Genomic DNA, 22,202 nt, shown 5'->3' with positions numbered 1-22,202 from the left:
CCTCAACCACATTCTCTACTCATAACCAATTGTCCGTTTGCTAATCGATACACTCCTTGGGGTTCAACAATCAAGTCGCCTTTTTTCCACTGATGCGTTGCATTATGATTAGTAATATTTTGCACATCACCTGTGGCATAAGTTGAAGCTAAAACATTGCCAGGACGAGCAGGTAAACCGCCAGCACCTGTAATTAAAAAAGTACCTTCTTGCTTGCGATTACGAGCAATACAACTATTAGCGATTAGCGTATTAGTATCAATGGGATTAGATTGTAATTCTGTGATGCTATTCTGGATAAATGTGATATCGGGCACACCAATGATATTACCAGATATTGCACCGCTGGCGTTGATATCGGTGCGATCGTTATTATTTAATGATTGAAGGGTATTTGTATCTGTTGAAGTTTGCGTCGGACGATACAGTGGTGAAGTCAACAAAGCACGAGTGTTAAAAGTAATGTTACCGCCTTGACCTTCTGGCGCAAAGGCGAGAATATCGCTATCTTGTAAGGCAATAATAGTGTTGGCATTGAGGGTAATATTACCTCCATTACCTTCACCTGTAGATAAGTCGGTGCGGATATCGCTGTTATTCTGCAAGCGAATGTTTTTCGCAGTAATATTGATGCTACCACCGCCTGCTTGTTCGGATTGTGCGTTTACAAAACTATTACTCGCCCTAAAATTACCCTTAGCAGTAATATTAATATTGCCTGCAACACCTCTTTGATTACTCCTTGTAGAAACTCCGGCAACGTTATTAGGCAAGTTTAAATCGCTTGTAAATAAATTAAAGTTAGTTGTAGATAAGAATATTGTTCCGCCGTTTCCAGTAGAACTAGTACCTGCAAATAGACCAGTGATATTATTTGAGTTGGTAGAGATAGTGATACTATCTGCGGCATTGATGGTAATGTCACCAGATTTACCACTGCCAACAGTTCCTGTAGTTATCAATCCACCATTTGATGCTTCAAATACACGAGTATTGAAAGTTATATTACCGCTGTTACTAGAATTACTAGTTGCTGCTGATACAAAAGCATTGTCTGTTAGACGGAAATAATCTGTGTTGATTATGATATCTCCACCTTGACCAAGCGTCCCACTTTGGGTTTCGCTTGATATTCCACTTGCATTTCCATTTATATTAGTTCCTGAAATAGTTACTGCATCAGCAGCATCAATGCGGATACTTCCGCCGTTACCTTGTCCAGCAGGCAAATTTTCCGTTGCTTCAGCAATTAAAGTACTAATAGCACCGCCGTTAGTTAAAGTTAGTTTTCGTGTCTGAATTTTAATATCTCCAGCATTACCAACTCCTCCTGCTCCTACGCGACTATCGATTATACCGCTGTCAACAATAACCCCATCATTGCTGGCAATAAAGATATCACCAGCATTACCCTTGCCAAAAGTTCCGGCGCTGATAGTTCCATTTGTTAACTGCAAACGTTTAGTATTAATTGTTATATCGCCGCCATTACCTACAGGTTGAACTTGTGTAGAGATCAAACTACGAAAATTAGCGTTTGAGCTAATTAAATCAACAGAATCTGATGCATTGATAGTAATATTACCTGCATCACCACCCAAATTATTAACGGCTCCTACTGTGATATAACCGCCATTTTTCACCAGGAGATTTTTAGTGTCTAGTGTTACATCACCAGCACGACTACTGCTAAAAGTTGTGGCAGAAATACCAGTAATTCTATCTGTTGAACCTTTGGGATCGATTTCTATTAAATCAGTGGCTGTAATATTAATATCTCCGCCACGTCCAATTGTTTCACCTGGTTCTGGTTCTCCAGAAACAGAAAGTATACTTCCATAATTTGTTAAAGTAATTGTTCCAGTTTTAATATTTATATTGCCAGCATCACCGACATCAGATAGAACTTCGGGAGAAGAATTAGCAGATGCAGAAATAAAAGAATTATTTAAATTAATACTCTGAGCCGCAATATTAATATCGCCACTGTTACCACCAAAAGTACTAGCTGAGATTTGAGACTGGTTTTGCAGATTCAAATAATTGGTAGTAATCGATAAATTACCTGCTTTTGCTTTTCCATCAGAACTTAAAGAGAGTATTGCAGCTAAATTGTTCAAACTAATTGTATCAAAAGCCTGAATTTTAATATCTCCAGAATCATTTGCAAAAATGTTCGTAGCACTTATCAAAGCACCATCTGTGAGCAAAAGATTTCGTCCTTGGATATCAATACCACCGCTTCTTCCGTAGGTTGGCGTTCCTGAAAACGTTTGTTCTCTAGATATAGAGGTGTCACGTGGTTGAACCGCGCTTGCAATTAGACTACCGAAACCATTAGCGTTTGTTCCAGATAGGGAAACTGTATCTTCAACTTTGATATTAACAACTCCTGAATTACCCTCTGTGGCAATTGCTTGAATACTACCACTATTAATTTGTAGCGATCGCGCACTAACATTGATGTTACCACTATCTCCAATGCCTAAAGCAGTATTTCCAAAAACGCTATTTTCATTGAGTGTTACAACTCCAGTAGCATTAATAGTAATATCACCTGATTTTGTGTCAGGAGTTCCTTGACTTGAATTTATACCAGTAAATAAATAACTCGAATTTTCTAAATTGAAATTATTAGCATTAACTACAATATCACCACCACTTGCACCAACGGCAATGGCAACAGATTGATTCACAAGTGAGATATCTGTTTTCGCCACAACATCAGGAAAAATCAAGCTTAAATTATCGTCATCAACATTAAGCCCTACTATTCCTGGTGCAGTTAACCCACCAATCTCTACCCTACCGTCTAACGCGGCGAGTTGTCCTCCATCTATTAAAATTTGTCCTGTAGATTCAGGTGTAGGTGAAATGCGACCGCCAAGTAGGACTAAACTTTTATTATTGGGAACCGCCAAAATCGCACGATTTTCTATTGAGTTTGCCCCTTGGTTAGCAATTTGATTAAATAAAAATGCTGTAGGATTGACGCTGAGTAATGAATCATTGGGTGTAACTGGAGAAGTTAAGGAAAATTCTGCACCGCTAGGAAATTGAATTGCATTAGCTGTGGTAGCTACAAAGGAACCACCAATATTTAACTGGGCATTTTTTCCAAAAATAATACCGTTGGGATTCATCAAAAATAAATTAGCAGCACCTTGGGCATAAATCAATCCTTGAATATTAGATGCTGTTTCACCAGTTACTCGTGCAAAGATATTACTAATGTTGGAATCGTTAAGAAAAATTGCTCCGCCATCATTAGGAACGCTAAAACTGCTGAAACTGTGGAATAGATTTGTATTGCCAACTGTTGTGCCGCCTGAAATATAAGAACCTAAGCCGATATCTGTAACTTGTGTTCCTGAAGTTTGGTCTGGTGTTACTTGAGCTAAGGCGCTAAAATTTGTTATAAAACTTAAACTAATTGATAGCCCAAAGCGGCAATACCAATTTAAATAAGGTTGATTAATCATGAGATAAATTTATGTAAATTTATAGGCTCAGATCCGCGACTTCTCCAAGAAGTCAGGGATCTTGTTGTTCGGTATTAGACACAGCAATCATATTACCAGAGATTGCACGATTAACTAGTTTTGATATTGAAGCGATCGCTCTTTTTCACCGAATCCTGACTAATCGCTAATCTTGTGCATATCACCAGCTAAATTACAATGTAGTTTTCTGCAATCTGCCATACATAATCTTGCATATAACACTGCATAAAACCTGAGCGAATAATTTTCTTACTTTTCTTACTCTATATTTTGTTCCTCGGTTTCTCAGCCTTATTGTCTATTCCCTGACTCTACAAATTCAGTTCATAAATCAAACCTGTTCCCTATTTCCTCTAAATATATTTAGTCAGCAACCGAAATAATCATCTGATTTTGATTCCGAAAAGGAGAAACAAATGTCTACTTTTGTTGGTTCTACTGGTGGTGTTCCTAAAACTGGTTTAGTCTATGTAGATAGTTTACTATGGGGCAGTCGTTGGAAGATTGAAAACGATAATAGAAAAATTACTTATTCTTTTGTTGATAATCAATATTGGGATTACTCCTTCGATAGCACCGAAATCAACGCTTTTACTAATGCAATCAAAGCTTGGTCAAATGTAGCGAACTTCCAGCTAGAGTATTCTGGTTTTAATGATTCTCAAGCTGAACTAACTTTTCATAGTGTTGATTCTTCTATTTTTGACAGTGATGGCGTACTAGGTCAAGCAAATCCACCAGGAGAATCTGACGAGTTTGGGGAAGGAGATGTGCGAATTAGTTGGGAGCCTTATTATGACAACCCTAATGGAAAACTATTAATTGGTAGCTACTACTACTACGTTTTTATTCACGAAATTGGTCATGCTTTAGGATTAGCTCATCCTCACGATAATGGAGGAGGTTCTTCTATTTTTCCTGGCGTTAACGGTGCTTTTGATGATGGCGACTTTAATCTCAATCAGTTTGTAACGACAATCATGTCTTACAACACTGATAGCAGTTCTTATTCCCCTGGCTATCCTACAAATTGGGGTTATGCTGCGGGGCCAATGGCGTTTGATATTGCAGCTATCCAACATATTTACGGTATTAATAAGACATACAACACAGGAAATAATGTTTATTTGCTGCCAACTTATAATGGCGTTGGAACCTATTGGTCTTGTATTTGGGATGCAGGCGGAACAGATACAATATCTGGTCAAGGCGCAACTAATTCAGTAATTATCGACTTGAATAATGCGACTTTACAGAATAACGATCCTGATGCTGGTGGCTTTATTAGTCAAGTTGTTGGTATTAAAGGAGGATTTACCATCGCCAATTCCCAAGGCGGTATATCTGTGATTGAAAATGCCATCGGAGGCAATTTTAATGACACTTTAACAGGAAATGGATACAACAATTATTTGTCTGGGGAAGGCGGAAACGATGTCATTGATGGAAAAGCTGGAAACGACAGTCTTTTAGGTGGCGCGGGAAATGACACGCTTTATGGCGGCGCTGGGAATGATACCCTCAATGGCGGTAGTGGCAATAATAGTTTATATGGCGGCACTGGCAACGATCGCTATATATTCACCAGTGATAATTACATAACTATCACCGAAAACGCTAATGAAGGTACAGACACAGTTGAATCTGCTTATAGCTTTAATTTAGGCCCAGCTTATTTAGAAAATCTGATTCTTACAGGCACATCTGCAATCAACGGTACTGGTAACACTCTCAACAACACAATCACTGGTAACGGCGCTAACAATCAACTTAATGGCGACACTGGAAATGACACATTAAATGGTGGCGGTGGTAATGATACCCTAACTGGTGGTACTGGCAATGACAGCCTCATTGGTGGTACTGGTAACGACATTTTGGTTGGTGGTGCTGGCAACGATACACTCACTGGTGGTACAGGCACAGATCGCTTTACATTCAATTCTCGCACTGAAGGAATCGACAAGATTACTGATTTTAGCGTAGTTGACGATACAATTGCCGTTTCTAAGGCTGGTTTTGGCGGCGGGTTAGTTGCTGGTGCCGCCATCGCTGCTAATCAATTTTTCCTCGGTTCAGCAGCAACCACAGGTAGCCAAATATTTCTTTATGATAAAGCTAACGGTTCTCTGTTCTTCGACCAAGATGGTACGGGAGCGATCGCTAAAATCCAAATTGCCACACTCAATGCTGGATTGTCTCTAACCAACGCAGATATTTTCGTTACTGCTTAGAAATTTTGACAGAGACGTTGCATTGCAACGTCTCTAAATGTGGATTTATATGGCATTGATTGACAAATATACAATGAATCTGATTTTATTTTTGATAAGGCTATTTTTAATCTCTATCAACAAATATTTAATCGTGGCTAAAAAATTTTATAAATCAAATACTCATTATTGGTTAACAGTTTTATTTTTTGTGAGTTTCACGTTTTGTGTGTGGTTGAATAATGTGCAGTTGACAACCTCACAAATAAGTGTCGGTAAGTTAGTGCAAGCTCAAACTCCCAATGCCGATGAATTGATTAACAAAGGTGTCGAAAGCTATAAAGCAGGAAACTTTCGTGCTGCGATTCAATCCTGGGAAGCAGCCTTAGAGTTATATACACAAAAGAAGAACTATAATAATGTGGCGATCGCCAATGAAAATTTAGCCCGAACTTATCAACAATTGGGTCAAAACGAGCAAGCCCTGAATTATTGGGAGAAAGTGAATAATTACTATCGTTCTCAACAAAACTGGCAAAAAGTAGGGCGGATATTAACAGAGATAGCGCAAGCTTATAGTAATTTTGGGCAAACAGAAAAGGCAATTATTTTTTTATGTGGTGTTGATGCCAAAAATATCGAAAACCTGGCGTGTCAGCAAGGTAGTGCATTACAAATAGCTTTGCAGCAACAAGATAAAACAGGAGAAATTGCAGCGTTAGGAAGTCTTGGTGAAGCTTATCGGCTGCGAGGCAATTATGATATAGCAATTCAATATCTCGAAGCTGCTAAAAAGACGAATAATCAAACATACAATTTTGCCATCCTCAATAGTTTAGGAAATGCTCGCGCTAGCCGCGCCCAACTTTGGAGTTTACGCGCCAAATCTGCTCAACAACAAAGTGTTGATAAAGCTAGCGAGTTCCAGCAAAAAGCAAACAATGATTATCAGCAAGCACTGACATATTTTCAATCAAGCCTCAAAGAAGCTCGCCAACAAGATAATAAATCTGGTGAAATCCGCAGTCTGCTCAATCTGATTCAGCTTTTTTATCACTCGAAAACCATCGGTTTAATACCTCAGAATCAATTAGACGCAAATATCCAAGAAGCTTTAGAACTGTTGGATAGATTACCTGATTCTGTTAATAAAGTATATGCAGCGATCGATTTAGCAAATTTGCCTACTGTTGATGAAGAATTAACTTCACCATTAACTCAATGTTTCGCAAAGCCAAAATTAGCAAACTCCCAAGCCAAGGAATTACTAGATCGAGCTATCAAAGTTTCTCAAAGGCTGCAAGATTCCCGTTCTGAATCTTATGCTTTAGGGGTGCTTGGTCACTTCTATGAATGTCAAGAAAAAAATCTTCAACTAGCTTGGGAATTAACTAATAAAGCTATTTGGCTAGCAGATCAAAAATTAAAAGCTAAAGATAGCTTATATTTATGGGAATGGCAAGCGGGAAGAATTTTAGAAGCACAGAATAAAAATAATGAGGCACTTCCTTTTTATCAACGAGCGTACACTACACTAGAACAATTACGCAACGACATTCTCATTGCAGACCGAGATTTTCAATTTGATTTTCGTGATATCATCGAGCCAGTTTATCGCCAGCTAGCACAACTGCAATTAGAAGTTGCTTCAGCAAATAATACTAGTAATAAACAACTTAGTAGCCCAAATTTAAATGCTGCCTTAACTACAATAAATTCCCTCAGGCTAGCAGAAATCCAAAATTATTTTGGTAATGATTGTATTTTAAGTGGGATTAATAATAATAACGTCACCGAAGTCGTAGCAGACAATACTGCATTTATTAGTTCAATAGTCTTCAAAGATAAGACAGGGTTTATCTTAATTTTACCCAATCAAGAGAGACGTTTGGAATGGATAGATAAAAGCCGGGAGACTTTGAGGAAAGAAATTAATAACTTCCGTGAGGGCTTAACTAGAGGCGAGCGAGATATTAATTATAATACTAAAGATGCGGCAAATCTTTATGAATTAATTATTCGCCCCTTTGAAGAAGATTTAAATACTCAGAAAGTTAAAACTTTAGTATTTATCCAAGATAGCTTTTTGCGTAATGTGCCGATGGCTGCACTTTATGACAAAAAAGACAATAAATATTTGATTGAAAAATATGCGATCGCCACTACTCCCAGCTTACAATTAACCTCAACACAAAAAGTCAATATTAGATCGAGTAGAGCTTTAGTATTAGCTGTCAGTCAAGAAGCGAAAATCGATAATCGATTATTCGATCCCTTAACAAATGTTCCGTTAGAAATTAAGATACTCCAAGAACAATTTGCAAATACTAAAAAGCTAGAAAATCAAGAGTTTACAGTTAGTAATTTAGAAAAAGAAATTCAAAACACAGCCTACCCAATTATTCACGTTGCAACCCACGCCCAATTCGGCACAATTCCCGAAGATACATTCTTAGTCACAGGAAATAATGACAAACTCACAATTAACCAACTTGAAAAATTGCTGCGTGAAACTAGTAATAGTTCTAACTTAGTTGAATTATTAGCACTCACCGCTTGTCAAACAGCAGTTGGCGATGATAGGTCAACCTTAGGGTTAGCGGGTGTAGCATTACAAGCTGGTGCGAAAAGTGCAATGGCTTCATTATGGTCTGTGGGGGATGAGTCTACAGCCAATTTAGTAGCAGAGTTTTATAGTAAGTTACGCGAATCAAAAATGAGTAAAGCACAAGCTTTACAAAGCGCCCAATTAAAACTGATTAATGCCAAAGAAACGGTAACTGACATCAAATATAATCACCCTTATTATTGGGCACCATTTATTATTATTGGAAATTGGCTGTAATCGGCTATAGGAGTCTGATTTGATTTATGAAAATTGATACGCTATTACGTTTCAAAAATCAAATATGAGTCCTATATTCCACATTTTAACTCAATAAGGTTCAGTTAAAATCCCCCCGCCTACGGCGACCCCCTTTTTAAGGGGGTAAAAGAAGGTTGTGAGCAAGCCTTTTTAAGGCAGGGCTGTTTCATTTCCTAAAATACAGCGTATTTCGGGTAAATGAAGTACACGGGTAGGGGCACAATATATTCATTGGTGTCAACTTAAACCCAAAGCTTTGTTCCACAGCCGTTTACCCCACCCCTCAATCCCCTCCCCTTAGCAAGGGGAGGGGAGGTTTTGCGCCAGCAAAGCCGGGGTGGGGTAACGCGGATCTTAATGGTAAGTGAGTAGAACTCGCTCATTACGTTTTTATCAGGGTTTCACGTTAAGTTGACACGTATGCAATATATTGTGCCCCTACGATTATCTGTACCTCATCAAGTTGCAATCTGCTGTAGGTAAAATTGCAAGATTCAAAGAGATAAAAATTGAGAGCAAGCGTACAATTACATTAAAAAATTTTTGCGCCTTCAACCAAATATGCGATTTTTATTTGCGCCTTTGCGTAAGATTATCCTTTTAACAAATCTCCAACAACAACGAATGATACAGCCCCCCTTTTTAAGGGGGGTTGGGGGGATCTTCGAGGAATATACGTTAACTGAAGCGAATTTTTTAGCTTGCTCAATTGATTCTGATTTCTGTTAGCGCAGCGGGGCGTAGCCCATTCTGACTTCTGAATTCTTCTTCAACATCTAGCTTATATAATTTTATCTTCCTTGCCAGCTGCAAATTTAGCAAAACGCTCTGCTAAGGGTGGTACGATAACAAGCGGGTTGCTAAATCCAGAAAACACATGAATGTTTTCAAATCCAGGAATAGCACCAATGAAAGGAATTTGATTGTTACTAAATGCCACTAAGCAATGATGCCAAGTTCCTGGTAAATTCCCCAAAGCTGGTAAAATTTCCCCAACACTTTCTCGCAACCATCGTTCGCTTGCCTGTGAGTTTACCTCAGCATTAGGATCTGTAAGAACGCGGCTAATTTGACCCAAACGCAAGCTACCATCTTGAAACTGAATTGCACCGGCATCTAAAATTGCTGGTACTGGTTCGTTTCCCGGTTCATCCCACAATCGTTCAACTTGAGTAGATTGTGCTTCTAATTGAAACCGTTGCCCATTTGCTGGCATAACTAAGGTGCGTAACCTAAGATCGACTGGTGCAGTTTCAATTATTTCTGCGTGGGTAAAATATATCTTAAAAGCAATACCAGCTGATTTTAATAGTTGGCGGCTAAGTCCACCCGCACAGATGACGACATTTGCACTGTGGTAAGTTGCATTGGTGGTTTGTACGCCGTTTTCCAATATCTGCAATACTTTGTTAACTTGCACTTCACCTCCACTACGCAAAAAAGCTTGAATATAAGCTTGTGCAGTTTTTTGGGGATGAATATGACCGTGTTTAACAGTTAAAGCGCCAGATATGGCTTGTTGATTTATTAGCGGTTCTAGTTCGCCAGCTGCTTCTGGGGTGAGTAAACGCGGTACAACAGCACAATTACTATATAATGCAGCGATCGCCTTTGGGTCACTACCTGCTGAAATCGTCAGTAATAAATCTAATTCCCGAAATTCGATATCAGCATCTAACTCTTGAGATAGGATATGATAGCGAGCGATCGCTTCTTTACACAATTGCCGAGTTGCTGGGCTAGTACCTGACCAATAAGCAAGCCCACCATAACTATAGCGAGTTGCATTCTCTGGTGTTTCATATTCTTCCACCAAAAGTACGCTAAAGCCTGCCTTACTTAATTCATAAGCAAGCGTAGCACCCGTAATTCCACCACCAACCACAATCCAGTCGTAAGTTTTCATAATAAGACCAAAGAATTCAGAATTCAGAATTGAGAATTCAGAATTAGTCTGTGTGGAGCAGATGTAGAGACTAGCAATTGCAACGTCTCTACAAGGATTTTGATATCACGTACAATCGTTTTCATAAATAAAATCAGCAACGCCGTTCCCTGTTCCCTAGTATATATAGATTTGCTGCGGTGTTCGCTGTTTATTTATTCGCCACTCAAACTGCAATTCCTTCTGAATTCTGACTCCTGAATTCTGAATTCTGTTTAATATGTTGCTTGTAACCGTTGTAAAAGATATTCTCCCGCAAGGATGGGGGAATAAATGGGCGATTGTTCTTTTTGGCAACTCTCCAAACAAGCAATTTCTACATCATCATTGGGATGGCAGAAAAAAGCAATAGAATAGCGAGACTGGTTTACTCTATCATCGTTGGGAATCATTACCCGATGCTGAGTCGAACAAAACACATGATTTGTCCACCTCTGCATCAAATCACCAGTGTTAACTATAACAGTATCAGGAATTGCAGGCGCTCCAATCCATTCTCCTGCTGTTGTTCGTATCTCTAAACCGCCGACTTCATCTTGGAAAAGTAAAGTAATACTGCCATAATCGGAATGTTCCCCTGCACGAACTTGTCCGGGTTTTGGTGGTGTTTGCAATGGGGGATAGTGGAGCGATCGCAAGGTATGATTGTGTTGGCTGTGCCTCATTGTAAAAAAATCTTCTGGCAATTCCAACGCCAAAGCAAATGTTTGCAAAACTGTGTTAGTCAATTCTGTGCAACTATCATAAAAATCTACAATACAACCATCCATCCCCACAGCGCCTTCTTTGCTAATATTAAACGCCTCTTTTAAGTCACCTGGTTTATTCGGGTCAAGACGTTCTCTCTCAATAGCAACATATCCTGTATTATTAAATTCATCACTCCAAGCTTGCCTTTGCTTAATTTTTAAAGGTAAATTGAAGAAAGATTTGCTGTAATTAAATACTTGCGATACCAAGTCTTTTGAGATTCCCGAATTTTGCAAATACATAAAACCGATTTCATGACAAGCGTGATAAATTTGTTTCACCACAGCTTGCCGAGTTGTTGCATTGCCATTGGTGAAATTAGCCAAATCAATTACAGGAATTGTAACCATCAATTATTCAAGATATAGTACACGGTTAGAGGCACAACATGTTCATACATGTCAATTTAAGTTCAAACACTTATCCCACAAGCGTTTTACCCCTCCCCTTGGCAAGGGGAGGGGAGGTTTTGCGTCAGCAAAGCCGGGGTGGGGGAACACGGCTCTTGATGGTAATTGAATAGAACTCGCTCATCACGTTTTCATCAGGGTTTCACGTTAAGTTGACACGTATGCAACATGTTGTACCCTTATAACGATCTGTAACTCACAAAATTGCAATCTGTTGTAGTCTGATTTAACGGAGGTACAAACTTTGCTCAAAATTATACTCGTAGAAACTGAAGAACATAAATCTAATATAAAAGAATTGTTTTTCGACTATTTTAATGAAAGTAAATTAATGTTTAAACAAAATTTTAACATTAATATAGACGTTAATACATTTTCCCAGCAATATTTAAACCAACTCGATGAATTTGTACCACCTTCAGGACGCTTGCTTTTAGGACAATACGAAGAAAAAATAGCTGGTTGTCTTTGCTTGCGAAAGATTAATCAAGATATTGGCGAAATTAAAAGGATGTATGTCAAGCCAGAATTCCGCCGCAAAGGAATAGGTCGAGCATTATTACACACTATTATCAATGAAGCTACTAATATTGGTTACTCCAAACTTCGCTTAGACACCACGCCTTATGCAAAGGAAGCACAAGCACTATATCGTGTACTTGGCTTTCAGGATATCGAGCCGTATTTAGAAAAAACAGAAATTCCCTTAGAATATCGAGCAAAGTGGATTTTTATGGAATTGGTTTTAAAATGATAAATATTCGCCGTGAAACTGTAGCAGACTACCCAGCAATAGCCCAGATAAATACATTAGCCTTTGGTCAAGATAGCGAAGCGAAATTTATAGAACAAATTCGTAATTCTGAGCGTTATATTCCAGAACTTTCGCTAGTTGCTGAAATTGAACGCATGGTAGTCGGTCACATTTTATTTAGCTATATTGACCTAGTGAATGAAGAAACATTAAAAGTACTCGGTTTAGCACCTTTGGCAGTTCATCCCCAGTTTCAAAGACAAGGAATTGGCAGCGCATTAATCAAAGCAGGGTTAGAAATAGCCGAAGCAAACAAAGAAGCCGTAGTAATTGTATTAGGCCATCCAGAATTTTATACTCGCTTTGGCTTTCAGACTTCTGTGATTTATGGAATCGAATCTCCCTTTCCAGTACCAGAAGAATTTTTTATGGTTAAACCCCTGCAAAATTATCGCGAAAGGTATAAGGGGAAAGTTATTTATCCGCCAGCTTTTAATGAAGTTTAGTAAACGTAAGGAACAGTATATGTAGGGTGTCTTAGACGGAACGTCTAACGCACCATCTCAAGGTTTTGGTGCGTTAGCCTACGGCATAACACACCCTACCTGTATTCCTACACTTAACTCAATAAATCAAAGTATTCGTATTCATCTAAAAGTGAAACGTTATAACGCACCATACAAATCAAAAACTCTCTTAAGATCCTTTTTGAGTAGCATTTTTTAAGCGAGTTGCTCTACTTTTACGCAGAATTTCACTTTTACGAACTCCACCAGCCATTTCATATTCACGGCTGTCTTTACCGTATTTAAAAGCAATCCCCGTCAGCAGATTCTCACAGTAAATTGCCAAATTTTTTTCTAACTCTTCAACTTCGAGTTTGGAAGAGTCGATCGTTCTAAGAATAGTATTATGATTTTCTAATTTGGCGCGTAACTCTTCAATTAATTGCGTGAATTTTGTGATGTTGTAATCATCTCCAATATCCAGACTGCTATTTATGGCTTTGAGTCCAGAAATTTTTAACTCAGCATTTTCTAGAACGCGAGATGCGCGTTTTTTCTGAGACATATATATACTACCTTTTGAGGTTTATAAAATTACTATGCCCCATTCAAATTGAATTTTGGCTCAGCAAAATCCACAAATTTTGTGTAAATAGACAGGAGGCAATAGGCAATGGGCAATAAGCAGTGAAAAAGTAAGCTTTTTGGTTTGTATAGTGTTGTTTCAAAAATCAAATTACTGCATTGCAATTGCAATATTTTTTGAACTAAAGTATTTACAAGTATAAAATTATACTTTAATATACAAATAAGAAAGGCGATCGCCCTCGGCCAGGAGTCTGCGATCGCCTTTCCCTAAACCCCCATTCTGGGAGATAAATACAATCATGGCACAAGAAGAAAATTTTCTAGAAAATCAACACTCCGGCGAAAATCACCCACCCGCCAGCGATGGATCTTCACAAAACCCATTACCTAAAAGAAAACGAATTAAACACGTATTAATCGGTTCTCCGAAAGCCGTCACCAGTACAATCCACTATTTGCAAGTAATTGGCTACGCAACCACTGGTGACTGGAGTCCATTATTACCAACCGAGAACCCAGACGAGGTAATGAGTATTTTAATCCGTCAGACTTTAATCCAATAGCACATATTTAGATGGTGTGTTGTCCTTTGCGACAACGCACCCCACCCCCAACCCCTCCCCTTGCTAAGGGGAGGGGAGACAAAGCGTAGCTTTGGCGGGGTGGGGTTTTTATTTTCGATTTATGCAAGAGTTCTACTCACTCAAAAACATGCGCGATCGACAAAAACATGTTGATTTGTCCCTTCAGAAGGTGTCAGAACGACAAAAACGTGTTCATTTATAAATTAACAATAAGTCGTTCGAGAAAAAATTCTTTTTGACTTATCATTCGAGTACTTTGTATAAATAAAAAATTAGTCGTTCTAGAACCACTTTAGTTTTATTTATACAAAGAGACAAATTTCGAGAAAAACATGTCCATGTATAAGCTCAACTTAAGTTGTTCTAGAACCGATTTTTTTGGGCTTATAGATGGATGAGTTTTTGCCAAAAATTATTTCAAAGTTGGTGAATGGATATTGCAAGTTGCCAAAGTAGAATGGCGATCGCACTTAAGTAACTTTACAAAAGTAAGGTGCGTTGCCGCTAAGTACAACGCACCAGACGAGGAATCAGAGCTATCATATTTTTTCGCCTTCACCCATTCCGTAGAGACGCAATTAATCGCGTCTACAATTGCGGCTTCTCCCACTCGCCATTTAAGCCCAAATCCGACCCCGGCGGAAAGGTTTCCGTTCTTTGTCTGAAGTGGCTTGTGCTTTTAACATTTCTTGCCACCAAAAACCGTAGTCTTCTAAACCAGTTGCCAACAAATGAGATTCAACTTGTTTAGGAATTGCCTCTGACTGTGTTGTTGGAGGTACTACTGGAGGTGTTATTGGAGTTGGTTCTGAGTTTTCTGGGGTTTGCTGCTTCTTAGCCATGATAATTCAGTCTCCCGATTTGATTTTTTAGATTATTTGGACAAGCTTGCTCTTATTTAGAATGACAAATATTACTTCATATCATAATATAGTTTCACATGCTCAATTGCCCGTCCATAAAAGTTGTGTTCGGGAATGCCTACTGTCAAAGATTTAATAGGCTGATGGCGATAATAAGCATGAACTTTTTTAGTCATTTCATTGTTTAGATTATCGACAAAGCTATTAGGGTCGCGAACATAATCAAAATAGAGAATATTACTTTCATTAGCGGGACTAAAACCTACTTGAAAAACTTCACATTGATTTAGTAGCGGTAAAGCACGAGGGGGTAAAAGTGGGATTATTCGATTACGAATATGAACCTGCTGTAACTCATCTTGACTGATAATTGGATAAACCTCTATTTCACTTTGACCATTCAAAAATAAGTCAAAACCTACTTGGAGTGTATCACTAACTAAAAATGCCCGCAATGTTGGGCTATCACCACACAACGCAATAGCTTTTTCTACTTTTTCAGGAGCATTTCTGAGCCAAATATACAGCTTTAGACGCGAGTCAGTAATTACTGTACGGGCATCTATGGCAACACCCATCAAAATAATACCTTGAAAATCAGAATTATTAAAAAATTGCTGAATATGGTGGTAATTGAGCTTAATTTCTGGTCGGCTTTCTACTTTCTCAAAGAAGTCAAGGGCTGTTTGGAGTTGCTGTTGAGGATTGTAGAACAGTTGGGCTTTTTCTTGTGAAGGAAAACTCAAGCCGAAGCGACCTGGATACAATTGATCCTTATCTATATTAGAGAAAATAAAACATGAACCTCCTTTTTTACCCTCAACTTGTGCGAAATCTTCAAAAAGTCTAATGGGATAGAGGTCTTCGTAAATATCAAAAGCAAGTTTATGTTTACCAATGTATTCTAAGTAACGTTCGCTATTATTTTTAATCGGGTTATATGTCACCATAATTTATTTTTAGCCTTACTATATCTGATTTTTTCAATATTATTTTTACTATATTTTTTTTATACTTACTATTAAATTTTTAATATTTAATTGTCTGGATATAAATTACTTTTTGAAGTAATAAAGCTTCACCTTCTCAATTGACGGAGCGTATAAGTCTTTCTCAGAAATACCAACTAGTAGATGTCTGACAGGTTGATGGCGGTAATAGGCATGAACTTTTTTTGCCATCTCATTACCAAGATTATCGATAAACGTATTGGGATCGCGAATGAAATCAAAGTAGAGAATATTGCTTTTATTCGCCGGACTAATGCCGACTTGCAAGACTTCACATTGCTCTAGTAACGGTAAAGCACGCGGAGGTAAAAGCGGTAGAATTCTACTTTGGATATCAGGCCGTTGCAACTCTTCTTGATAGATAGTTGGATAAACCTCGATTTCACTGCGTCCATCTAAATAAAAGTCAAAACCTACTAATAAATCATTGTTGACTAAGAATGCTCGCAATGTTGGGCTATCACCAGACACAGCAATGGCGGATTCTATTTTATCGGGGGCATCATGCAGGTGAATAAACAGCTTTAAGCGGGATTCACTAATTTCTGTCTGTGCATCTACACCCACAGCAATAAAATAAATGCCTCGAAAATCAGGATTCTTACCAAAAAACTTTTCAAGCAGATGATAATTGACCTTGACTTCTGCTCGACCTTCCACTTTACGAAAGAAATCAAAGGCTGCTTCGAGTTGCTGTTGGGGGTTGTGAAGCAGTTGCAAATCGTCTTGTGTAGGAAAGAAAAGAGCGAACCGAGCCGGAGACAATTCATCTTTAGTTACATTACACCCGCAGCGAAACATACCTCCTTGTCTAGCCTCAACTTGTACGAAATCCTCAAAAAACTTCAGGGGATACAAGTCTTCATAAATGTCAAATGCGCGTTTATGTTTTTCAAGGTATTCTAAGTACGGTTCGCTATCAACTTGAATCGGTTTATAAGTCACCATAATTGATTTTTTGCCTTGCCGATATGTGAAAGCTTGGGTAGCCATTACCCACCCTAAAAAATATTTTTTTAGAGTCAAAGATTTAGATTTGGTAGGGTGCGTTATGGACGTTAGTCCTAACGCACCGCAAATCTCTGATGGTGCGTTACGCGCTTGGCGATAACACACCCTACAAAACGAGATTTGGGGTGATTAAATCACTATTGTTCTTAAATTCACCAACCGCCACATCCATAACCAGATTGAGAGCAAGCACTGTAATTAAAAGCTGGAGGATCGTTATAGTTAGCTCCATGTAATAAATCCATGCGAATGCCAACTAAATCTTCTACTCTGCCATTAATTACATCCACAGAGCGGTGCGGATAAATGATATCCGGTCTTTTCACTGGAGGAGCAAGTTTTGGTAATCTCATAGTTGTCCAAAGTTAATATTTGCTTGATAAATAATCTAGCTTATTTGGGTGCAGCCCAAGAACGCACTTCGCCCAACGTGACAGGCATGATCTCGCGAACATCAATAGTGAAACGGAAGATTTTTCTTGCCCGACGGCTACTTTCTGGGTCAAAAAACTTCAATTTCACGTCCCAACAGTTGCTATCATACCGACAGTAAGCGCTTTTATATATTTCAATGCTGTCGAGTTCCAGACCCGCCGCCACTGCTTCTTTAAAAGTAGAAGCTGCTTGAAAAGCGTTAGTAGCTGCAAAATTCAGCGCCCTATCCCTGTCAGTTTGCCCCCAGTTTCGCAAGTCGTAATAGATGCGGTTAAGGAAACTAGTTAAAGTACGCTGCACTCTTGCTCTTTGTACCTCTAGTGTTTCACCTTCTGTTTCTAATGTCTCTAAAGCAGCATCCACCAGGCTATTAATTTTCCAACCATACATCCCCCGGATATTTTCTGGCTCAATCACCGGAACAATTTGCCCAGAAAATAGCTTAACTGTTCTATTTGTCAGTCTTGCTGGGATACTTGCCCGTTCGATGTAATTATCGCTGTCTTCCGGTTCTATTTGTCCGGCTAACAGCAATTGTAAGGTTTCATAAACATCATCAGCAAAAGCTTCAATGGGTTCGATCGCATAAATTGGAGTTAAGTCTAAATTCAACGTCCAAATTAGAGATTTTGCTTCTGTTGGATTATCTACCAAATAATCTACCACCTGACGGGCATCGTAAGGATTGGCTGGAACTACTGTGCCATCAATTGCAATCCCAGGCATTAGTTGTTTAAAGGAGTCTCGCCGTGCTTCACTTCCAAAGTCATAGCCTACAGTACCCAGTGCATAAACCAAACGACTAGTTCGGGTTTGAATGGGAACTTCTAGCTTTTGACTTGGGGTGATTTGAGAGGCTACAGCTTTACTAGCTTTAATTTCTCCATAATAAACTGGCAAATTAGCAGCAGGATTTAGCAGCCACAGCTTCCTCATATCCCCTGTAGGCAACTGTTTAGTGAAATCCCCAAACTCAATATTTTGAAAACCTGCTTGTTGTCCTGCTTTTGCTAATTCACTAATAGGATAAATATGGCAAATTAAATCCTGATTCAACTTTGCCAATTCTCGCTGCTGTTGCTCAGTTAAGGGCAGTTCTTGGCTAACCAAATCGGTAATGTATAAGTGACCTCCCGGACGCAGCACCCGGTAGACCTCTGCTAACGCCTGAGTTAGGTTTTTAGAGTATTTAACGCTCTCATTAAAAAACGCGACATCAAATACTCCATTGGGGAAGGGCAGGTAATTAAAGTCACCTACCCGAATCTGAATGCGATCGCCTAATCCCGATGCTTGTACCCGTTGCCGAGCATCTTGGGCTTGGGTTTGGGATAAGGTAATGCCTTCAATTCTGATTCCTGGGAACTCTTGAGCAATTTGCAGCGCCGGAATTCCCACCCCACAACCAGCATCAAGAATATAATTCCCTGGTTTGATTCCGGCTTGTTTGGCTAAATTTAGATTGTGCGATCGCACCCAACTATCGGTGATATCCTTGTTTTGGTTAAAGCGTGCCAAGTTATACAACTGACGCTGCTTTTGCCAGTGGTTATCAGGTGGTGCATGGGTTTGGTTACTGGTCAAAAATTGCATATTAAATAATTAGTAAGCACTCGACCAAGTACGGACTTCGCCCAGAGTAACAGGAATTAAATCGCTAACATCAATGGTAAAGCGGAAGACTTTTTTGGCTCGACGGTTGTTTTCTGGGTCGAAGAACTTCAACTTTACATCCCAACAATCACTATCCTTCCGACAGAAGGGGCTTCTTTCAACGGTGATGGTATCGAGTTCCATTCCTTCCGCCACTGCTTGAGCAAAGGTTGTCGCTGCTTGGAAAGCATTAGTAGTGGCAAAATTCAAAGCGCGGTCTTGAGAAGTGGTTCCCAAATTGCGGAAATCATAATAAATCCGGTTGAGGAAGCCACCCAAGGTTCTGCGAACATTCTCTTCTTGTGGTACTCCTACTTGAGTGCCGATTGTATCTAAGGCAGCACCAATTAAGGTGTTGACCTTCCAACCATATAGTCCCCGCGTATTTTGTGGTTCAATTACCGGAACATATTGCCCAGAAAATAATTTAACAGTGCGTCCAGTTAAAAGTCCGGGAATGCTAACACGTTCTACATATTCTGGGTCATCTTCTGGTTGAATTTGCCCAGACAGCAGTTCTTGTAAAACCCCGTAGACATCTCTAGCAAAAGCTCCTTTGGGTTCAATGGCATAAATTGGAGTTAGCTCTAAGTTGAGCGTCCAAATTAAAGATTTACCTTCGGAGGGATTTTCTGCCAAATAATCAACCATTTGGCGAGCGTCATAGGGATTTGCTGGCACGCCTGTATTATCAATGCTAATCCCAGGCATCAATTGTTTGAAAGAATCTCGTCTGGCTTCAGTACCAAAGTCATAACCCAATGTACCTAAAGCGTAAACTAAAGTTTCAGGATTAATATCGCTGGGAGCTTGGCTAGCAGTGACAGAGGAAGCAACAGGATAAGACATAGGTGGATTTTGTGATGTTATGTAGGATTGCAAAAGGTTTTGAAAAGTAGCAACATCCGCTGGATTGGGTAAAGCCGCGTTATAAGCAACATTTGGGTTGGATATAGATGCTGCTTCCGTAGAAGTTGCGTTTGCGGTGGCACCACCAACAGAGGCTAAGGCGGGTGTTGATGCTTCCGCTGGTGCAGATTCCATCACACCGTCAAACTCGGAACTCGCTACTTCTGAAGGCGATGTGCCACTATCTGCTGCTGCTGAATGATTCATATAATTTATGGGGTATAAAGAATCGCCCTTGCTAATACCTCCGCATCCACAACCGGAGGCGGTTAAGGCCTCTTGTCCTTGTGACATTTTTCCTCCTTTGAGTTTTTCTATTGCGCCAAGAATATTTAGTTTGCCGACTAAACAGCGGGGGCGATCGCCTTGGTTTTTTAGTTCGCAGGGTATAGCACTTTGTAAAATAGCGTCTCTAACTTTTTGGGGGTCGGGTTTTTCTCCACGTTGCTGCTGCAAACTCAATAACAGCGCTGCGACTCCTGAGACAATGGGGGTAGCAAAGCTTGTGCCAGTCCACTCTTTGATTCCGCCTCCGGCTTTCGCCCCCAAAATATTTTCGCCAGGTGCAAGAATGCCTTGAGTTTGATACGTATCGCCCCAGTTACTAAAATCAATGGGCTGGCCGCGATCGTCCATTGCTCCCACTGCCAACACAGCCGGTAGCGCGGCGGGGACGTGCAAACATTCACAGCCGTTATTGCCAGCTGCGGCCACCAGTAAAACATTATTCTCTTTACATAAAGCCACAGCTTTTTCCAACCAGCCATCCGCCTGACCGTAGTCAGCCAGCTGCCCACCACTAAGATTAATGATGTGTGCCCCGGAATTGACTGCTTGTTCGATTGCTCGTGCCAGATCTAGTTGAGATAAACTCCGACCTTTGTCAGAAAAGATGGGAAGAATCAACCCTTTGCATCGAGGTGCTATTCCTTCAACTGGTGAGCCATGCTGCCCAAAAATTACACTGGCAACATGAGTTCCATGTCGATGCATCAGCCCTTCTGGGTTGGGGACACGCTCTACCATATTGGGAAGTTCTCTCAAATCGGCTCCCTGGAAACAGGGATGAGAGCGATCGACTAACCCATCTAACACCGCTACACAAATTTCCGGTTTGCCCAGTGTTTGCTCCCACAGATGTGTCAGTCCAGGGATTATCTTGACTTTAGACATGAGGTAGTCGCAAAAAAGTTTTAGAGTTTAGAGAATTTCAAACAAATTAGTTTGAGCATTTTCTTATTACTTAAGTAATTTCAATAGAAAACTTTATAGTCGATCGATTAGAAATAGCGATCGCACTCAAGCTATTTTTTCTAGATTGAAAAATTATATATGACTATTGTCACCAAAAATCAATAGCTAAATTGCTAAAAAATATAAAAAATAAATTTATTAAGTATCGTTACAAAAATCAGCTATTTCTGGCGGACAGTTAGGACAGTTAAGGAAATTTTTAGCGGACAGTTAAGACAGTTAAGACAGTTAAGACAGTTAAGGAAGTTTTTAGCGGACAGTTAAGACAGTTAAGAAAACCAATTCAAAATATTTCTTAAAAAAGGCTTATTGCTAAGGCTTGTTCATCGTGATATAAGAAATTAAAAGTTTCTGCTGAAGAATTTTCTTAAATCAACTTTCTTTTGGAGAAACTTTTTATTCGATTTACTTCATTAGGAGAAATCTCTCATGAAACCAGAAAATCAAAAGCAAACTCGTTTGCAACCCAAACTTTCTGAACCTACAGTACGTGTTATGCCCGGTATCCAACTCGACTTATCAGAAGAAGAGTTGACAACTGGTGGCGTAGGAGTTGGCGGTGTAAACGCTTCTCAATACGGTGGTGGAGACGGTGGTGTATCTCCTTCTTTCCCAACCAGTGGTGTGTAATTAGCTCAAAAGCAGATATATCAATTTGCTTAAGAGTTGAAAAGTTTTTTCACTTCATTTGAGTACTTTATTAGTACCAATAAACTGATAGGTCGGCTACGTCACTAACTCGTCTAATAACACTTTTAACGAGTAAGTTGTCTGAGTTCTCATATCAGTTTAAAGTGAATAAAACTATTTAGAGAAACAAACCCTTGGCAAATGCTTACTATCTTAGTAAGATTGGCTTGGGTTTGTCTTCTCTGATAAAATTTACTCTCTAGTAGAGCCTCTGAGTAAATCACTAATGAAATTAGGCTAAGTAAACCTCTGTGTACC

Annotated in this window: 16 protein-coding genes; 6 read left to right on the top strand and 10 right to left on the bottom strand. The window is 39.4% G+C overall.

The annotated features are described in order from the left end of the window. Positions 1–2: 2 nt before the first annotated feature. Positions 3–3,482 carry a two-partner secretion domain-containing protein gene (locus tag NSTC745_RS05345; RefSeq protein WP_445636220.1) on the bottom strand — a complete coding sequence of 1,160 codons (3,480 nt, stop codon included), beginning with the start codon at positions 3,480–3,482 and terminating at the stop codon, positions 3–5. A 437-nt stretch (positions 3,483–3,919) separates the two neighbouring features. Here NSTC745_RS05345 and NSTC745_RS05340 point away from each other — a divergent pair, with 437 nt between their 5' ends. After that, on the top strand, positions 3,920–5,737 hold the full coding sequence (locus NSTC745_RS05340) for a M10 family metallopeptidase (RefSeq protein WP_445636219.1): 1,818 nt from the start codon (positions 3,920–3,922) through the stop codon (positions 5,735–5,737). A gap of 133 nt (positions 5,738–5,870) precedes the next feature. Then, complete coding sequence (locus NSTC745_RS05335) at positions 5,871–8,561, top strand: CHAT domain-containing protein (RefSeq protein WP_445636218.1); 2,691 nt, start codon at positions 5,871–5,873, stop codon at positions 8,559–8,561. An 802-nt stretch (positions 8,562–9,363) separates the two neighbouring features. On the opposite strand, the gene NSTC745_RS05330 is transcribed toward NSTC745_RS05335, so the two are convergent. Then, positions 9,364–10,488, bottom strand: coding sequence for an NAD(P)/FAD-dependent oxidoreductase (locus tag NSTC745_RS05330; protein WP_445636217.1), 1,125 nt, complete (start codon positions 10,486–10,488; stop codon positions 9,364–9,366). 254 nt (positions 10,489–10,742) lie between these two features. Next, positions 10,743–11,627 (bottom strand): isopenicillin N synthase family dioxygenase, encoded by an 885-nt coding sequence (locus NSTC745_RS05325; RefSeq protein ID WP_445636216.1) that lies wholly within the window; start codon positions 11,625–11,627, stop codon positions 10,743–10,745. Positions 11,628–12,018: 391 nt separating this feature from the next. On the opposite strand from NSTC745_RS05325, the gene NSTC745_RS05320 reads away from it, so the two are divergent. Together NSTC745_RS05320 and NSTC745_RS05315 are read left to right on the top strand one after the other, a co-directional pair. Next, on the top strand, positions 12,019–12,441 hold the full coding sequence (locus tag NSTC745_RS05320) for a GNAT family N-acetyltransferase (protein ID WP_445636215.1): 423 nt from the start codon (positions 12,019–12,021) through the stop codon (positions 12,439–12,441). Continuing rightward, complete coding sequence (locus tag NSTC745_RS05315) at positions 12,438–12,947, top strand: GNAT family N-acetyltransferase (protein WP_445636214.1); 510 nt, start codon at positions 12,438–12,440, stop codon at positions 12,945–12,947. Before NSTC745_RS05320 ends, NSTC745_RS05315 begins: the two co-directional genes overlap by 4 nt. A gap of 190 nt (positions 12,948–13,137) precedes the next feature. Here the strand turns inward: NSTC745_RS05315 and NSTC745_RS05310 are convergent, their stop codons facing one another. Beyond that, positions 13,138–13,512, bottom strand: coding sequence for a hypothetical protein (locus NSTC745_RS05310; RefSeq protein WP_445636213.1), 375 nt, complete (start codon positions 13,510–13,512; stop codon positions 13,138–13,140). Positions 13,513–13,834: 322 nt separating this feature from the next. Here NSTC745_RS05310 and NSTC745_RS05305 point away from each other — a divergent pair, with 322 nt between their 5' ends. Next, positions 13,835–14,098 carry a hypothetical protein gene (locus tag NSTC745_RS05305; RefSeq protein ID WP_445636212.1) on the top strand — a complete coding sequence of 88 codons (264 nt, stop codon included), beginning with the start codon at positions 13,835–13,837 and terminating at the stop codon, positions 14,096–14,098. A gap of 638 nt (positions 14,099–14,736) precedes the next feature. Here NSTC745_RS05305 and NSTC745_RS05300 read toward each other — a convergent pair. The 6 genes from NSTC745_RS05300 to NSTC745_RS05275 form a co-directional block, all read right to left on the bottom strand. After that, a complete protein-coding gene (locus tag NSTC745_RS05300) occupies positions 14,737–14,961 on the bottom strand; it encodes a cyanobactin biosynthesis PatC/TenC/TruC family protein (protein ID WP_445636211.1) in 225 nt (74 codons plus the stop codon). Positions 14,962–15,032: 71 nt separating this feature from the next. Then, positions 15,033–15,932, bottom strand: a complete 900-nt coding sequence (locus NSTC745_RS05295; RefSeq protein WP_445636210.1) for a LynF/TruF/PatF family peptide O-prenyltransferase — start codon at positions 15,930–15,932, stop codon at positions 15,033–15,035. A gap of 105 nt (positions 15,933–16,037) precedes the next feature. Then, positions 16,038–16,985: a DUF5838 family protein gene (locus NSTC745_RS05290; protein WP_445636209.1), complete on the bottom strand. Its 948-nt coding sequence runs from the start codon at positions 16,983–16,985 to the stop codon at positions 16,038–16,040. A 170-nt stretch (positions 16,986–17,155) separates the two neighbouring features. Then, positions 17,156–17,356, bottom strand: coding sequence for a cyanobactin biosynthesis system PatB/AcyB/McaB family protein (locus NSTC745_RS05285; protein ID WP_445636208.1), 201 nt, complete (start codon positions 17,354–17,356; stop codon positions 17,156–17,158). 40 nt (positions 17,357–17,396) lie between these two features. Further along, positions 17,397–19,031 carry a PatA/PatG family cyanobactin maturation protease gene (locus NSTC745_RS05280; protein WP_445636207.1) on the bottom strand — a complete coding sequence of 545 codons (1,635 nt, stop codon included), beginning with the start codon at positions 19,029–19,031 and terminating at the stop codon, positions 17,397–17,399. 9 nt (positions 19,032–19,040) lie between these two features. Beyond that, a complete protein-coding gene (locus NSTC745_RS05275) occupies positions 19,041–21,173 on the bottom strand; it encodes a S8 family peptidase (RefSeq protein ID WP_445636206.1) in 2,133 nt (710 codons plus the stop codon). A 510-nt stretch (positions 21,174–21,683) separates the two neighbouring features. On the opposite strand from NSTC745_RS05275, the gene NSTC745_RS05270 reads away from it, so the two are divergent. Then, a complete protein-coding gene (locus NSTC745_RS05270) occupies positions 21,684–21,884 on the top strand; it encodes a hypothetical protein (protein WP_445636205.1) in 201 nt (66 codons plus the stop codon). The last annotated feature ends 318 nt before the right edge of the window (positions 21,885–22,202 follow it).

Source organism: Nostoc sp. DSM 114161, assembly GCF_052692665.1.
This window is presented reverse-complemented; position numbering and strand designations above follow the sequence as displayed.

Coding starts and splice junctions, on each gene's coding strand:
- NSTC745_RS05345 (WP_445636220.1), bottom strand. CDS start 3,482: ATGATTAATCAACCTTATTTAAATTGGTATTGCCGCTTTGGGCTATCA.
- NSTC745_RS05330 (WP_445636217.1), bottom strand. CDS start 10,488: ATGAAAACTTACGACTGGATTGTGGTTGGTGGTGGAATTACGGGTGCT.
- NSTC745_RS05315 (WP_445636214.1), top strand. CDS start 12,438: ATGATAAATATTCGCCGTGAAACTGTAGCAGACTACCCAGCAATAGCC.
- NSTC745_RS05275 (WP_445636206.1), bottom strand. CDS start 21,173: ATGTCTAAAGTCAAGATAATCCCTGGACTGACACATCTGTGGGAGCAA.
- NSTC745_RS05305 (WP_445636212.1), top strand. CDS start 13,835: ATGGCACAAGAAGAAAATTTTCTAGAAAATCAACACTCCGGCGAAAAT.
- NSTC745_RS05320 (WP_445636215.1), top strand. CDS start 12,019: ATGTTTAAACAAAATTTTAACATTAATATAGACGTTAATACATTTTCC.
- NSTC745_RS05285 (WP_445636208.1), bottom strand. CDS start 17,356: ATGAGATTACCAAAACTTGCTCCTCCAGTGAAAAGACCGGATATCATT.
- NSTC745_RS05280 (WP_445636207.1), bottom strand. CDS start 19,031: ATGCAATTTTTGACCAGTAACCAAACCCATGCACCACCTGATAACCAC.
- NSTC745_RS05295 (WP_445636210.1), bottom strand. CDS start 15,932: ATGGTGACATATAACCCGATTAAAAATAATAGCGAACGTTACTTAGAA.
- NSTC745_RS05270 (WP_445636205.1), top strand. CDS start 21,684: ATGAAACCAGAAAATCAAAAGCAAACTCGTTTGCAACCCAAACTTTCT.
- NSTC745_RS05340 (WP_445636219.1), top strand. CDS start 3,920: ATGTCTACTTTTGTTGGTTCTACTGGTGGTGTTCCTAAAACTGGTTTA.
- NSTC745_RS05310 (WP_445636213.1), bottom strand. CDS start 13,512: ATGTCTCAGAAAAAACGCGCATCTCGCGTTCTAGAAAATGCTGAGTTA.
- NSTC745_RS05300 (WP_445636211.1), bottom strand. CDS start 14,961: ATGGCTAAGAAGCAGCAAACCCCAGAAAACTCAGAACCAACTCCAATA.
- NSTC745_RS05325 (WP_445636216.1), bottom strand. CDS start 11,627: ATGGTTACAATTCCTGTAATTGATTTGGCTAATTTCACCAATGGCAAT.
- NSTC745_RS05290 (WP_445636209.1), bottom strand. CDS start 16,985: ATGGCTACCCAAGCTTTCACATATCGGCAAGGCAAAAAATCAATTATG.